Below are 15031 nucleotides of genomic sequence, written 5' to 3'. Positions count from 1 at the left end.
CGTAGCGTATTCGGCATTCTCCGGCGGCACCGATTGCTTACCGATATCTCGCCGGATTCAGGCATGCACAGCGGGCAGATCGACGGTGATCGGCACGGTTTCCCAGCCGCGCATGGTCGAGGTGGACGAGAGTTCCACTGCGTCCCAATCGACCTCCCAGGCCGGGAAGCGTTTCAGGAATTCCTCCAGCGCGACCCGGGCTTCGAGTCGCGCCAGTGAGGCGCCCAGGCAGTAGTGGGTGCCGAAGCCGAAGGTCCGCAGATTGCTGATCCGGCGGTGGATATCGAAGGTGTCGGGATCGTCCCAGCGGCCGGGGTCGCGATTGGCGGAGGCGACCAGCAGCATCATGGCACTGCCGGCCGGCACAGTGGTGCCGTGCAGTTCGACATCGGTGGTGACGTAGCGGGCGATGGCGTGGCCGGTGGGTTCGAAACGCAGGGTTTCCTCGATCGCCTTCGGGATCAGCCGCGGATCCTCGACCAGCTCGGCACGCTGCTCCGGGTGGCGGGCCAGCAGTGTTCCCAGCCAGCCGAGCAACCGGGCGGTGGTTTCGTTACCGGCGCCCGCGACCACCGTGATGTAGGTCAGGATCTCCTGCCGGGTCAGGGTGCGTGTCACGCCTTCGGTGTCTTCGAATTGCGCGTTCAGCAGTTCCGTCATCAGATCGTCGGACGGATGTTCGGCGCGCCAATCGATGTATTCGGCGAAGGTATCGGTATGCGGGATCGCCTGATCCGATACCTGCATCTGCTGTCCGGGTTCGGTACGTAGGTTCGCGTCGGCTCGATCGCGGACACCCTGCTGGTCGGACTCGGGGATACCGAGCAGCATCCCGATCACCCGCATCGGCACCTCGTTGGCGAACGAGGTCATGAGATCGAACCGTCCCGTGCCGGCGAGGCGGTCCAGCGACCGGGTGCACATATCGCGGATCTGTGGTTCCAGTGAGAGCACCCGCCGCGGCGTGAACACCCGTGCGAGCAAGGCGCGGTGGATATCGTGCGCCGGTGGGTCCTCCATCAGCAGGGTGCCCGGCGGGATCTCGACTCCGGCCTTGATGATCTCCAGGATCGGGCCGCGCGACGACGAGAAGGTCTGCCAGTCCAGCAGGGCGCGGTCGACATCGTCGTAGCGGCTCAGCACGTAGAAATCGTGCTCGTCGTTGTAGTAGAGCGGCGCTTCGTCGCGTAACCGGCGGTAGATCGGATACGGGTCGCGGGCGATATCACGGTCGAAGGGGTCCCAATAGATCCGGTCTGCACGGGCCACGGCGAACTCCTTCGATCGCTGCGGGGCCTTCGGGTGCCAGGCCTCCGCGATCGGATGGGTCACCGGCGACAAGAACCCCATTTTCACCATTCGGTAATGACGTTACCCATTATCGCGACTCCATGCCGCCGGATTGCGATAGTTGCCTCGATCCACCTCGGCCCACCCCCGGCCGACGGCCACGGCCGCGTGCTCCGCCGAGCTCCGCAACAGCCGGCGGGGCCCGGACCACAGCGGGGCCGTTCCGGAAGAAACAGGGCCGAACAGAAATAGTTTCGTTTCAAGCCCGTGTTTCCGGGGAGCATTCCGATCGCAATACCGTCGATCCGGAATCGTCCCTGCTCACACGGCCGGGAGTGAACTGGACCACCGTGGATGTTTTGCCCGACTTCGCCGGTAACGAATGCGTCACGTTACCATCGCCCCCCGTGACCGACACCATGGTGAGGGCGGACCTGACGCCCCCGGAGCAATCTCGGGCCACCCGGTCCGCACGCGGACAATGGGCGAGGCCGGTGGCGTTGCTCGCCGGCCTCCTCGCCACCCTGTTCGCCCTCGCTGTCCCGTTCCTCCCGGTCCATGTGGACAAGACGACGCTGAGCTGGCCACAGCAAGGCTCCACGGACAGCGTCGCGGCCCCGCTGATCTCCTACGCACCGGTCTCCTTCGACGCCGATATCCCCGGCTCGGCATTACAGCAGCTGACCGAAGACGGAGGCCTGGCGGCGGCGACCATGCCCGCCGAGGCACCTGATCTGGAGAAGTACGGATTCGTTGCGCGGGTCCAGCCCGCGGCGGACGGCTCGCCCGCCCGCCTCGAGGTGGTGCTGCGCAGCCAGTCGATGTTCAGTGTCCCGGTCGCCGAACTCGGCGACGCGACCCTCACCGTGCACTCCGATAATTCCGGGACCACCGCCGAACTCACCGGAACCGATACCGAGCCGGTGTTCCTCGCGGGTGATTTCCGGCCACAGCTGGTCGGTGTCTTCAGCGATCTGACCGATTCGGCCGGGACGACGGTGACCGCAGAGGTGGACAGTCGCTTCTCGGTCGTCCCGACTTTCGCCAAACGAGCCGCCGGAGTGCTGGCGGTGCTGTGTGCACTGGCCTCCCTGGTGGCACTGTTCAAACTCGACCATTCGGCAGGACGCCGGATACGCCGCCTGCTACCGCAGCGCTGGCTGACCTTCACCGCTGTCGACGCCACGGTGCTCACGACACTCGTGGTCTGGCATTTCATCGGATCCACGACCTCCGACGACGGCTACCAGTTCGGGATGGCCCGCACCTCGCTGGCATCCGGTTATATGGCCAACTATTTCCGGTTCTTCGGTGTACCGGAGAACCCGGTCGGCACCCCGCCCTACGACGTGATCGCCCATATGACCGAGCTGAGCATCGCCAGCCCCTGGGTGCGGTTACCGACATTGTTCGCCGGGTTCCTCGCCTGGCTGGCCCTGAGCCGGGAGGTGATCCCCCGGCTCGGGGTCGTCCTACGGCACGACAAGGTCGTCGTATGGACCGGTGCGCTGGGATTCCTGGCGGTGTGGCTGCCGTACAACAACGGGTTGCGCCCGGAACCGGTGATCGCGGTCGCGGTCTTGCTCACCTGGTGCTTCGTCGAACGTGCCATCGCGACCAGGCAGCTGCTGCCGTATGCGATGGCCATTCTGGTCGCCGCGTTCAGCCTGACCGCGGCGCCGTCGGGCGTGATCTGTTTCGCGCCGCTGGCGGCCGGGGCGCGGTCGGTCGTCCGCTTCGGTATCGCCCGGGCCCGAAAAATGTCGGATCCCGGCACGTCCGGGCCATCCTGGTCCGCGCGGATCATGGCCTACGGCGCACTGCTGGCACCGTTGGCGGCCGCCGGAACCCTCGTCCTGGTGTTCGCCTTCGCCGTCCAGCCCCTGTCGGCGATGGTCGAGATGACCCGCGTACACAACGAGGTGGGTCCCTCCATTCCCTGGTACGACGACTATGTCGCCTATCAGCGACTGTTCACCCCCACGGCCGACGGTTCGATCGGGCGCCGGTTCGGGATGGTCGCGATGTGGCTCGGGCTGCTGGTGTGCGCATTCGTAATACTGCGTAAGGGCGGCCGGATCCCGTTCGTCGCGCCCGGCCCGGCGAAACGGCTGCTCGGGATCACCTTCGGCGCGATGCTGCTGATGGCGATCGTCCCGACGAAGTTCACCCACCACAACGGTGTTTTCGCGGGGCTCGCCGGGGCCGTCGCCGTCGTCACCGCGGTCGCGGTGGGTCCGAAGGTGATGCGGGCCCCGCGCTACCGGGCCCTGTTCGCGGCCGTTGTCGCCATAGCGATGGCGCAGATCTTCACCGGCGTGAACAAATGGTTCTACGCCTCCGATCACGGGATCCCGTGGTGGAACGAGCCGCCCTCGATCGCCGGTCTCGGGATGAGCGAGATCTTCCTGACCGTGGCCGTAGTGTGCTTGATACTGGCCGGCTGGTGGCATCTGCGGGCCCCGGAACCGGGAACACCGCATCGGGTATCGCGCCGCGCCTGGCGCATGACGAAGGTCCCGCCGCTGACAGTGGCGGCAGCGGTGATCGTCGTGTTCCAGGTGGGCTCGTTCGCGACCGCTGCCGCCACGCAATACCCGGCGTTCTCGCTGGCCCGGTCCAATATCGATGCGGTCCGTGGCGAACCGTGCGGCATGGCCAACGATGTGCTGGTCGAAACCGATCCGAATGCCGCCATGCTCACCCCGCTGTCCGGCGACGCCGAGAGCACCTTCGCCGGTGACAGCGCCGGTTTCGTACCGAACGGCGTCGCCAACGTGACCTCCGACGACGATCAGTCCAAGGACGAGGAGAGCAGTATCGCCGACGCCCTGGAAGACGAGGGCTCCGACGGTAGTTCCCGGACGCAGACCGGCGGCGCTTCCCTGCCCTTCGGCTTGTCCGACACCACCCCCGTCCTCGGGACCGCCGGGCAGCAGGAAGCGGCCGAACTGACCACCGGCTGGTACCGGCTGCCGGCTCCACAGGACCGCGACGGAATCATGGCGATCACCGCCGCGGGCCGCTTCCGGGCGACCACCCAGGACGGTTCGGTGATGCCCGGCCAGCCGATCGATATCGAATACGGCACCGCGGAATCGGCGACCAGCGCCCGGCCCCTCGGCCAGGTGATGCCCATCGATATCGGCCCGACCCCGTCCTGGCGGAATATGCGGGTGCCGCTGGACCAGATCCCGGAGCAGGCCGATGTGGTCCGCATCAAGGCCAAGGATCTGTCCGTCGACGCCCAGGAGTGGATGGCGCTCACCCCACCGCGTATTCCGCGGACGCAAACCCTGAACGAACTGATCGGGTCGGAACAGCCGGTCCTGCTGGACTGGGCCGTGGGCCTGCAGTTCCCGTGCCAGCGGCCCTACGACCACAAGGACGGGATCGCGCAACCGCCCGGCTGGCGCATCCTGCCCAACCGCCCGGCCTCGCACACTACCTCGCTGTGGCAGAGCCACGACGGCGGTGGCCCGCTGGGCTGGACCCGCCAGCTGCTGCGCTCACAAACCCTGGCCACCTACCTGAAGGACGACTGGAGCCACGATTGGGGCCAGCTGCAGCGGTTCACGCCGATCGACCGCGCGGCACGTCCGGCGCAACCGTCGGTCGACCAGGAGACGCACGGTGGTCTGTGGTCACCCGGGCCGATCAACGTCAAATGGTAGTACCGAGTGGCACTGTGGCCGTTCCCGGCCCCGGCCGGAGCGCAGCTAGGATTCACGGATGAAAATCGAAAGATACTCCATTGCAGGTGTTCTCGCAGTTGCCGCGGTAACCGCGTTTGCGCCTGCCGCAGCCGCGTTCCCCACCGGATCGGCCGGTTCGGGCGACGGCCGGGACGTGGTGATCGTCGACAACACACTCGAACTGAGCGATCTCGATGCGTGCTGGGCGAGCGGGTTCCAGCGCGATATCCGGTTCGAGAACCGAAGCAGTCGCGATTTCCGCGTGTACAACACCCCGGATTGCACCGGGGTGCCCGTGGCAACGGTCCCCGCGGGCCACACTGCGACCCACTACGGCTGGTCGGCTTCGGCCCGGTAATCGTTCGAGGGTCCGGCAGCGAGTACCACTGCCGGACCCTCCCCGTTCGGGCAGTTGCACGGATGGGCGTCATCGTGACGCGGATTGTGCATCAGCTCTCGACCAGTGGCCGGAGATGCCGGAGTCAGTCGCAGACTGCACCGTTCGACGCCGAACCGACCAGGCGTACATACTTCGCCAGCACTCCGCGGGTGTACCGGGACGGTAGCGGCGCCCAGCCGTCGCGGCGCCGGGTGAGTTCGACGGGTGCGACCAACAGGTCGAGGGTTCCGGCCGCGACGTCGAGGCGGATACGGTCACCGTCGCGGACGAAGGCGATGGGTCCCGCGTCCACCGCTTCCGGCGCCACATGGCCCACACAGAGGCCGGTGGTGCCGCCGGAGAATCGACCGTCGGTCAGCAACAGCACATCCTTGCCGAGCCCGGCGCCCTTGATGGCACCGGTGATCGCGAGCATCTCCCGCATACCCGGACCGCCCTTCGGGCCCTCGTACCGGATGACCACCACATCACCCGCCGTGATCGTCCCGTCGGCGAGGGCGTCCATGGCGGCTCGTTCCCGGTCGAAAACCCGGGCGGTGCCTTCGAAGACATCGGAATCGAAGCCCGCCGATTTCACCACGGCGCCGCCGGGTGCCAGTGAACCGTGCAGGATGGTGATTCCGCCGGTGGGGTGGATCGGGGACGACAGCGCGCGCACGACCTTCCCGTCCGGGTCCGGTGGCGCGATCTCGGCGAGGTTCTCCGCGACCGTACGGCCTGTCACGGTCAGGCAGTCGCCGTGCAGCAGGCCGGCATCCAGCAGGCTCTTCATCAGAACCGGAACACCGCCCACGCGATCGATATCGGTCATCACGTGCCGGCCGAACGGTTTGACATCGGCCAGATGCGGGACCTGCCGGCCGACCCGGGCGAAATCGTCCAGGCTCAACGCGACCCCCGCCTCGTGCGCGATCGCCAGGAGATGCAGCACCGCGTTCGTGGAGCCACCGAACGCCATCACCACTGCAATAGCGTTCTCGAACGCCTCTTTCGTGAGGATATCGGCGGTGGTGATCCCGCGGCGGATCAGTTCGATCACCGCCGCCCCGCTGCGCCGGGCATAACCGTCGCGGCGGCGGTCGGTCGCCGGCGGTGCCGCGCTCCCCGGCAGCGACATCCCGAGCGCCTCGGCCGCGCTGGCCATCGTGTTCGCCGTGTACATACCGCCGCAGGCACCTTCCCCGGGGCAGATGGCGCGTTCGATGGCATCCACATCCGCCCGGCTCATCAACCCACGAGCGCACGCGCCCACGGCCTCGAACGCGTCGATGATGGTCACCTCGCGTTCGCTGCCGTCGGAGAGTTTCGCGATACCCGGCAGGATGGATCCGGCGTAGAGGAACACACTGGCCAGGTTCAGCCGGGCCGCCGCCATCAACATGCCGGGCAGCGATTTATCGCAACCGGCCAGCAGTACCGAACCGTCGAGCCGTTCGGCCTGCATCACCGTCTCCACGCTGTCGGCGATGACTTCACGGGAGACCAGCGAGAAATGCATCCCCTCGTGCCCCATCGAAATACCGTCGGACACCGAAATGGTGCCGAACTGCATCGGAAACCCGCCGGCTTCGAATACACCGTCCTTACACCCGCCGGCCAGCCGGTCCAGCGACAGGTTGCAGGGGGTGATCTCGTTCCATGAGGAGGCGACCCCGATCTGCGGTTTCACCCAGTCGTCGTCGCCCATACCGACCGCGCGCAGCATTCCGCGCGCAGCGGTTTTCTCCAGGCCGTCGGTCACATCGCGGCTGCGGGGTTTCATATCGGGGGTAGCGGACGTAGCGGGGGTAGCTGAATCATCGGACACAAGGCCATCGTCCTCTCCCCGTGGCCGGATCTCCGAGTCCCACGCCGGTCGGGTGGCTCCGAGCGCCCGGAGCCGGATCGCGAGGTCGTGACGCGGGCAACGCACCGGCGTCACGACCTCGCCCCTCATCAGCCCGCCTGTGTGGCGGGCAGGATCCGGGCCCGGACCTCCCCGAATCCGATCCGTGAGCCCTCGGGTCCGGGTGCGGTGGCGGCAATGGCGACCTCGTCGCCGTCCTGGAGGAAGGTCCGGGTCTCGCCGGCCACCTCGACGGGTTCCGCACCGCCCCAGGTGAGCTCGATGAATGCACCGCGCTGGTCCGGCTCGGGGCCGGAGATCGTCCCGGACGCGAAGAGATCACCGGTACGCGCTGTCGCACCGTTGACGGTGGTGTGGGCCAGCATCTGCGCGGGCGACCAGTACATCTCGGCGTACGGCGGGCGGGAGACGATCTGCCCGTTCCATTCGACGCTGAGATCGATATCGAGGCCCCATTTCTCGGTGCCGCGCAGGTAGGGCAGCGGCTCCGGGTCCTGTACCGGGGTGTCGACCCGGGCCGCCCCGAGCGCGGCCAGTGGCACCACCCACGGTGAGATCGAGGTCGCGAAGCTCTTGCCGAGGAACGGGCCCAGCGGGACGTACTCCCACGCTTGGATATCACGCGCCGACCAGTCGTTCACCACCACGGCACCGAAGACGTGATCGGCGAAATCGTCCGGTGTGATCACCGTGCCGGGTGCGGACGGTACTCCGACGACGAAGCCCAGTTCGGCCTCGATATCGAGTCGTCGCGACGGACCGAAGGAAGGCGCCTGTTCGGTGGGGGCTTTGCGCTGCCCGCACGGGCGGACGATATCGGTGCCGGACGGGATCACGGTGCCGGCGCGGCCGTGGTAGCCGACCGGAAGATGTTTCCAGTTCGGCATGAGCGGCGCCGAATCCGGGCGGAACAGCCGGCCAAGATTGGTCGCGTGGTATTCGGAGGCGTAGAAGTCGACATAGTCGGCGACGGCGATGGGCAGGTGCATCGTCACGTCCGCGATATCGTGCACGGCGTCCGTGTCGATCTCGCCGCGGACGAGGTCGGTGATCCGTGCCCGGACCCGCGACCATTCCCGCGGGCCGCGGGCCATGAAATCGTTGAGGACCGGCCGGGCGAACACGTCGTCACCCAGCGCAAGCGCGAGGTCGACGACCTTGTCCGCCACCCGGACACCGATCCGGGGCGCGGTGCCCGGGGTAGAGAAGGAACCGTAGGGCAGATTGCCGATCCCGAACAGGGAATCGGCGGGTATGTCGATGACGGTCATGGTGCTGAACTTTCGGGGACGGGCCGCAGGGCGGCGGGAAGCAGATGCAGATCCACCAGCTCGGTCAACGGGTCGCCGATACTGCAGGTGCCGAAGGAGCGGAACGCCGCTCGCACGGCCGCGGTCTCCTCGTCGGTGAGCGCGGCCAGCTGCTGGGCGATCGCACGGCCGTCACGGTCGGCCAGTATGTCGGCGAGTTCGGCGGTATCGGCGCCGGCCAGCGCCAGGTGCGTCGCGAGCAGCAGGTTGAGGAACCCGTGCTGATCGAATCCGGTGGCGGGATCGGTATTGCGGACCGCGTGGTGCAGGCCCGCGGTCGCTTTGAACGGAGTGCCGGCGGTGACGGCCGACCGGATCGCGGCGGCGAGTTCCGGTGTGTCCGGGTAGGCCTCGGCGACCACCCCTCCGGTGCGGAATTTCGCCACATACGGCGAGTCCGCGAGCCGGTCGAAGAATTGCGCCCGGCGGCTGTCCCGGGGAACCTCGACCGAGACGGCGAGTTCCGGCCATCCCGGTCTTGCCGCCGGTAGCTCCGCGAAGAACTCTTCCGCGGATTGTCCTGGCCGGGCGGCGATTTCGACGCCCACGACGGTGACCCCGGCGATCTCGGCGGTCCGGTCCAGAGCGATGGCCACCGCCCCGGGGCCCTCGGGCGCGGTGAGGACCACCTCGATCGGCGCGGGTTGCGACGCGGCGAGTTCGGCGAGGCGGGGAATCGGGAAAATGAACGGACCGACCAATGCCGCGAAGGCACTGTCGCGGTAGCGGGCGTGCGCGGTGAGCGCGGCGGGCAGTGGTGCGTTACCGGGTGGGAACAGCGCCGCGTCGTCGCACAGGCCGCGCAGCAGGGCGGGGATCATTCGCCCGCCTCCCCCAGCCACGACCAGGCATAGTCCGGATCCTCACAGGCCAGCGCGCCTTCTCCCAGTTCGAGCGGCGCGAAGGTGTCGACCATGACCGCGGTCTCCTCGACCGACTCGACCCCCAGGGAGCGTTCCATAGCGCCCGGTTGCGGACCGTGGGCGTGGCCGCCGGGATGGACCGACACCGACCCGAGGCCGATCCCGGATCCCTTGCGCGCCTCGTAGTTCCCGCCGCAATAGAACATCACCTCGTCGGAGTCGACATTCGAGTGGTAGTAGGGCACCGGAACGGCCAGCGGATGGTAATCGACCTTCCGGGGAACGAAATTGCACACCACGAACCCGTTGCCTTCGAAGGTTTGGTGCACCGGCGGAGGCTGGTGCACGCGACCCGTGATGGGTTCGAAATCCTCGATATCGAACGTGTACGGGTACAGGCAACCGTCCCAGCCGACCACATCGAACGGGTGCCGCGGGTACACCATGCGGGTGCCGACGATCCCGCGGGAGGTGCGGTGTTTGACCAGCACCTCGATATCCGTGCCGTCGGCGAGCAGGACCTCCGACGGCCCGTGCAGATCGCGTTCGCAGTACGGCGCGTTCTCCAGGAGCTGCCCGTACCGCGAGAGATAGCGTTTGGGCGGCGCGATATGGCTGCTCGATTCGATCGCGTACGCACGCACCGGTTCGTCGCCGTGGGGAATCCAGCGATGGGTCGTGGACGTCGGGATCACCACGTAGTCGCCGGGCCGGGCCTCCAGCGCTCCGAAGACCGTTTCGACCCGCGCCGCACCGGATTCCACGTAGACGACCTCGTCGCCGAGAGCGTTGCGGTACAGCGGCGAGGTCTGCTGCGCGACCACATAGGAGATCCGCACATCGGCATTGCCCAGCAGCAGCCGGCGTCCGGTCACGATATCGGTCTGCGACCAGCTCTCCTGCGGGAACAGCTCGTGCAGTTTCAGATGCCGCGGCCGCAGCGGATGATTCGGTTCCGTGGCCTGGTCCGGGAGCTCCCAGACGGTCGATCCGGAGATCGCGGACGGTATACCGCGGTGATAGAGCAGCGACGAATCCGAGGAAAAGCCCTCCTCGCCCATCAGCTCTTCGTAGTACAGCCGGCCGCTGTCGTCGCGGTGCTGGGTGTGACGTTTCGGCGGAACATCGCCGAGCCGGCGGTAATACGCCATGCCTGCCTCCTCGGGAAGACGAGTATGTGTCGATGACGGCGCGGGGTCAGTCCACCCGCAGGGCGATGCCCTTGGTTTCCTTGATGAAGAAGACCGTCACCAGCGTGAGGAGCGCGCAGAACACGAAGTATGCGGCGGGCGCCAGCGAATTGCCGGTGAGGTCGATGAGGTAGGTCGCGATGAACGGCGCCGTGCCGCCGAGCAGCATATTGGTGGTGTTGTTGCCCAGGGCCAGACCGCTGTAGCGCACCGAGGCCTTGAGCATCTCCACGTAGGTCACATACGAGGCGCCGTTGACGACCGAGACGCAGATGAACAGCACCGACTGCCCGACCACTGCCTGCCATGCCCCGGACCCGGACATCAGCATGAACATGGGGACGCCGAGGATCGCGGCGGCGGCGCTACCGCCGAACAACACCGGTTTGCGGCCGTAGCGGTCGGCGAGATAGCCGGCGATCGGCAAGGTGATGACACCGAGTACCAGTGCGAGCGAGGTCGACAGGAACGCCATCGTCGAGGAATGCCCGCCGGAGGTCTGCAGATAGGTGGCGGCGTACACCGAGGCGATGTAGTAGCCACCGGTGATCAGGGCACCGAGAAAGATGATTTTCACGACCGCGCCGCCGGAGGTGCTCAGCAACTCCATGATCGGCAGCTTCTTCGTCTCGCCCTTCTCGGAGAGCTTCTCGAACTGCGGGGTGTCCTCCATATGATTGCGGATCCAGATGCCGACGACACCGATCACCACACTGAGCAGGAACGGGATACGCCAGGCCCAGGACAGGATGGTTTCTTCGTCGAAGAACGAGGTCAGGCCCAGCGCCACCAGCGAGGCCACGAGCGAGCCGAGGTAGGTGCCCGAGTTCACCATCGAGGTCTGCGTCGCCCGCCAGCGCGCCGGCGCCGATTCGGAGACGAAGGCGTTGGCGCCACCGAGTTCTCCGCCCGCGGCGAAACCCTGCACACACCGGGCCAGCACAAGGATGGCCGTGGCCCAGACGCCGAGCGTGACATAGGTGGGTAGCAGGCCCATGACCACGGTGGCGATCACCATCAGCAGGATGGTCCACGAGAGCGCGCTCTTGCGGCCGTAGCGATCACCGATATGGCCGAAGAAGATACCGCCGGGGATCCGCAGGAAGAACGCGACCGCAAAGGCGGCGAAGGTTCCCAGCATCGCGGCCGTATCGTTCTCCGAGACGAAGAACAGCGAGGCGATCACCGTCGCCATATAGCCGTAGATGCCGAAGTCGTAGTATTCGACGACGGTGCCGACGACCGCCGCGCGGACCACCTTCACCGGCGACTGCGCCTTGGCCGGGCCGGTGCCGGCGGCCGATTCGGAGCGGTGCGCTGCTTCGGGCATCAGCTCGTTTCCCAACATGTCATCGTCCTTGTGCGTTCGAAAGGGGGCGCGACGCGAGCGCCGCGCTGCGGCCGGCGATCCGGCCCATGGTGAGCGCGTTGGCGACAGCGTTGCCGCCGCCGACGTAGCGCTGTCCGAGGACCCCGCCGCCCGCCTCACCGGCGGCGAACAGTCCTGCCACCGGCGCTCCGGTGGTATCGAGTACGGCGGCACGTGCGTCGATCTCGAGGCCGGTGTGGGTGCAGACCAGCTCCGCGGGCAGGATCCTGGCCGCGTAGAAGGGGCCGGTTTCGATCGGGTCCAGCGGCTCGGTCACACCTTTCGCGGCCAGAGAAACGTGCCGGCGGAATTCGGTGTCCTGGCCCGCGGGCACCTCGGCGTTCCACCGATCGATACTCGTGCGCAGGGCAGCGGCCGGGACTCCGATGGCTGCCGCGAGCTCGTCCCAGCTGCCGGCCCGCACCGTACGTCCGGCCGCGACCTCCTCGGCCACCCGTTCGGCAGTCCAGTCGGTGTATCCGGGGGCAAGTCCGGTCCGGGCCTTCTCGTCGAAGATCATCCAGCCGTAGCCGCCGTGCTGGTCCAGGATTCCGGTCGACACGGCATAAGACGCGTCCTCGTCCATGAAACGCCGGCCCTGCGGGTTCACATGGATTCGCGAGGCGGGTGGGAACCCGGACTGCCAGTGGTGCTGCCGCTGGAAGTACACGGTGGGCATGAGCAGCCCCCAGCCGTGGCCGGTCAGTGCCGCACCGATGTTCTCCCCGAAGCGCAGGTGGTCGCCCCGGCTGCCCGGTGCGGCCACCACGAACAAGGATTCGCCCGCCTCGCGCACGTCCGGGAAATAGCGGTCGAGGAACTCGGGATCCCGGGCGAAACCACCGGAGGCGACGACGACAGCTTTCGCCTGCATGTCGATCCCGTCGGCGACGACTCCCGCCACACGCCCTTGCTGGACCAGCAGTTTCTCCACCCGGGTACCCAGCACGACCTCGACACTGTGCGCACGGGCGGCCCCGGCCAGGACCTGGACGAGGCCGTAGCCCTGGTCCTTCGGTACGTGCCCGCGCCACACGTCCTCCACTCCCGCGCGGGTCAGGCCCGGCTGGTGTGCATTACCGGAAACGGCCGCCGGAACCTCGAGTCCGAGGCCGATGAGCCATTCGAGTGTCGGTCCGGCATTCTCGCAGAAGGCGTGGATCAGCCCCGGGCGCAACACCCACTGGTTGAGGTCCATGTAGTGCTGGAAGAACTTGTCCGGCGAATCCTCGATCCCGAGGGCCCGCTGCACACTGGTTCCCGCCGCGGTGAACAGGCCCGCGGACAGCTGGGTGGAGCCGCCGAGTTCCCGTTCGGATTCGAACAGCAGCACCGAGGCACCGTCTTCGGCCGCGGAGACCGCGGCCGCCAGGCCGGCCCCACCGCCGCCGATGACGATGACATCGAATTCGTCATCCATTACAGGCTCCCCTCGGTATCGGCGACGATGCGGTGGTACAGGCCGTTGGACACCAGTCCGCCGTCGACGGTGACCTCGCTGCCGGTCATATAGCTCGACCGGTTCGACAGCAGATGCAGTACGGCGTCGGTGATCTCCTCGGGCGCGCCCATCCGCCCCATCGGAATGGACCGCAGCGACGATTCCACGAACCCGCCCGAACCGGTGACCAGGGCGGTCCCGACCAGACCCGGATGGACCGAGTTGACCCGGATACCCCATTTCGCCAGGCCGCCCGCCGCCGATTTCGACAGCCCGGTCAGCCCCCATTTGCTGGCCGAGTACGCCGGGGAGAAGTAGCCGATCTGCCCGGTGATCGAGGAGATGTTCACGATGGATCCGCCGCCGGAATCACGCATGAGCGGCGCCACGGCCTGCATCCCGTAGAAGGGGCCGGACAGGTTGATCCGCAGCGTTTTCTCCCAGATCTCGTCCGGGGTGTCGGTGAATTCCAGCCGCCGCGAGATACCGGCATTGTTGACCAGGCCGCCGAGTTCCCCACGTTGCGTACGAATCTCGTCGACGACCCGGTCCCAGGCCGATCGGTCGGCGACATCGAGCAGATGCGCGCTGGCCGAACCACCGGCCGCGGTGATCTCCGCGACCAGTTCGGTGGTGTCGGTGATATCCGCGGCACAGACATGGGTGCCGAGTGCGCCGAGCGCCCGCGCATGGGCCGCGCCCATACCGGCCGCGGCACCGGTCACCAGGACGACTCCGGGATAGTCCGGGCGGTCAGACATGGCGCGACCCGCCGTCGACGGCGATGCTGTGGCCGGTGATGTAGCGGGCGCTGTCGGACAGCAGGAACAGCAGCGGCCCGAACACCTCCTCCGGCGAACCGAGCCGGTGTAGCGGGACCACCTCGAGGGCGTGCGCGAGCGCGGCGGGATCGTCCTGGACCCAGCGGGTCATGGCGGTATCGATGTAGCCGGGGGCGATGGAATTCACCCGGATCCCTTTGTCACCGAATTCGACTGCCAGTGATTCGGTCATATGCGCGACTGCGGCCTTGGAGGTGCAGTAGGCGCCCCGGCCCTTCCGCACCCGCAGCGCGGACACCGACGACATGTTCACGATCGCGCCGCCGGGTCGCATATGCCGCGCCGCGGCCTGCGCGCCGTACAGCACGCCCTCGACGTTCACCCGCAGGGTCGCGCCGATCTGCTCGGGCGAGATATCCTCGGCCGGCGCGAACGGGAAGATACCGGCGTTGTTGATCCAGAAGTCGATCCGCTCGAATTCGGCGATTGCCCGCCGGGCGAGTTCTTCGTGGTCGGCGGGCGCGGTGACATCGGCCCGCATACCGACGATCCGGCCCGCCGGTACGTCCGCCCCGTTCCCGGCGAGTTCGGCGTTGATCCGGTCCGCGGTGGTGACAACCTGGTCCTCGTTGATATCCGCGGCCACCACCGATACTCCGCGCGCGGCCAGCCCCGCCGCGAAGACCGCACCCATCCCCTGGGCCGCACCGGTGACAACAGCGACCTTGCCCGCCATTTCCGGGTATTGCGCGGTCATCGGGGTCGCATCGGTGCGGCCCGGATTGTCCCGGTCCGTGGTGGTGCTCATTTCCTGGTCCTTCCTGAGATGAAAATGGGAGAAAGTC

Annotated in this window: 11 protein-coding genes; 2 read left to right on the top strand and 9 right to left on the bottom strand. The window is 67.4% G+C overall.

Annotated elements, in window-relative coordinates:
* Positions 1-57 precede the first annotated feature (57 nt).
* A complete protein-coding gene (locus ON22_RS32655) occupies positions 58-1269 on the bottom strand; it encodes a cytochrome P450 (RefSeq protein WP_033243062.1) in 1212 nt (403 codons plus the stop codon).
* 440 nt (positions 1270-1709) lie between these two features.
* Here ON22_RS32655 and ON22_RS32650 point away from each other — a divergent pair, with 440 nt between their 5' ends.
* Positions 1710-4964, top strand: a complete 3255-nt coding sequence (locus ON22_RS32650; protein ID WP_033243061.1) for an arabinosyltransferase domain-containing protein — start codon at positions 1710-1712, stop codon at positions 4962-4964.
* A gap of 58 nt (positions 4965-5022) precedes the next feature.
* Entirely contained in the window at positions 5023-5343 is a 321-nt protein-coding gene (locus ON22_RS32645; protein ID WP_033242793.1) for a hypothetical protein, read from the top strand.
* A 124-nt stretch (positions 5344-5467) separates the two neighbouring features.
* Here ON22_RS32645 and ilvD read toward each other — a convergent pair whose 3' ends face one another.
* The 8 genes from ilvD to ON22_RS32605 form a co-directional block, all read right to left on the bottom strand.
* Complete coding sequence (gene ilvD, locus ON22_RS32640; RefSeq protein WP_086007842.1) at positions 5468-7147, bottom strand: dihydroxy-acid dehydratase; 1680 nt, start codon at positions 7145-7147, stop codon at positions 5468-5470.
* A gap of 173 nt (positions 7148-7320) precedes the next feature.
* A complete protein-coding gene (gene fahA / locus ON22_RS32635) occupies positions 7321-8502 on the bottom strand; it encodes a fumarylacetoacetase (protein WP_033242791.1) in 1182 nt (393 codons plus the stop codon).
* Entirely contained in the window at positions 8499-9362 is an 864-nt protein-coding gene (locus ON22_RS32630) for a hypothetical protein (protein WP_033242790.1), read from the bottom strand. Before ON22_RS32630 ends, fahA begins: the two co-directional genes overlap by 4 nt.
* A complete protein-coding gene (locus ON22_RS32625; RefSeq protein ID WP_033242789.1) occupies positions 9359-10555 on the bottom strand; it encodes a homogentisate 1,2-dioxygenase in 1197 nt (398 codons plus the stop codon). The genes ON22_RS32630 and ON22_RS32625 overlap by 4 nt, the downstream gene beginning before the upstream one ends.
* Before the next feature lie 46 nt (positions 10556-10601).
* Complete coding sequence (locus tag ON22_RS32620) at positions 10602-11924, bottom strand: MFS transporter (RefSeq protein ID WP_051158385.1); 1323 nt, start codon at positions 11922-11924, stop codon at positions 10602-10604.
* 19 nt (positions 11925-11943) lie between these two features.
* Positions 11944-13383, bottom strand: a complete 1440-nt coding sequence (locus tag ON22_RS32615; protein ID WP_033242787.1) for an FAD-dependent oxidoreductase — start codon at positions 13381-13383, stop codon at positions 11944-11946.
* Positions 13383-14165, bottom strand: a complete 783-nt coding sequence (locus ON22_RS32610) for an SDR family NAD(P)-dependent oxidoreductase (RefSeq protein ID WP_033242786.1) — start codon at positions 14163-14165, stop codon at positions 13383-13385. The genes ON22_RS32615 and ON22_RS32610 overlap by 1 nt, the downstream gene beginning before the upstream one ends.
* Positions 14158-14994: an SDR family NAD(P)-dependent oxidoreductase gene (locus ON22_RS32605; RefSeq protein ID WP_033242785.1), complete on the bottom strand. Its 837-nt coding sequence runs from the start codon at positions 14992-14994 to the stop codon at positions 14158-14160. The genes ON22_RS32610 and ON22_RS32605 overlap by 8 nt, the downstream gene beginning before the upstream one ends.
* Positions 14995-15031: the final 37 nt, after the last annotated feature.

Origin of the sequence: Nocardia carnea NBRC 14403 (genome assembly GCF_000308515.1) — a bacterium.
Lineage (GTDB): Bacteria > Actinomycetota > Actinomycetes > Mycobacteriales > Mycobacteriaceae > Nocardia > Nocardia carnea.
The sequence above is the reverse complement of the archived record's forward strand: the minus strand, read 5'-3'. Positions and strand labels throughout refer to the sequence as shown.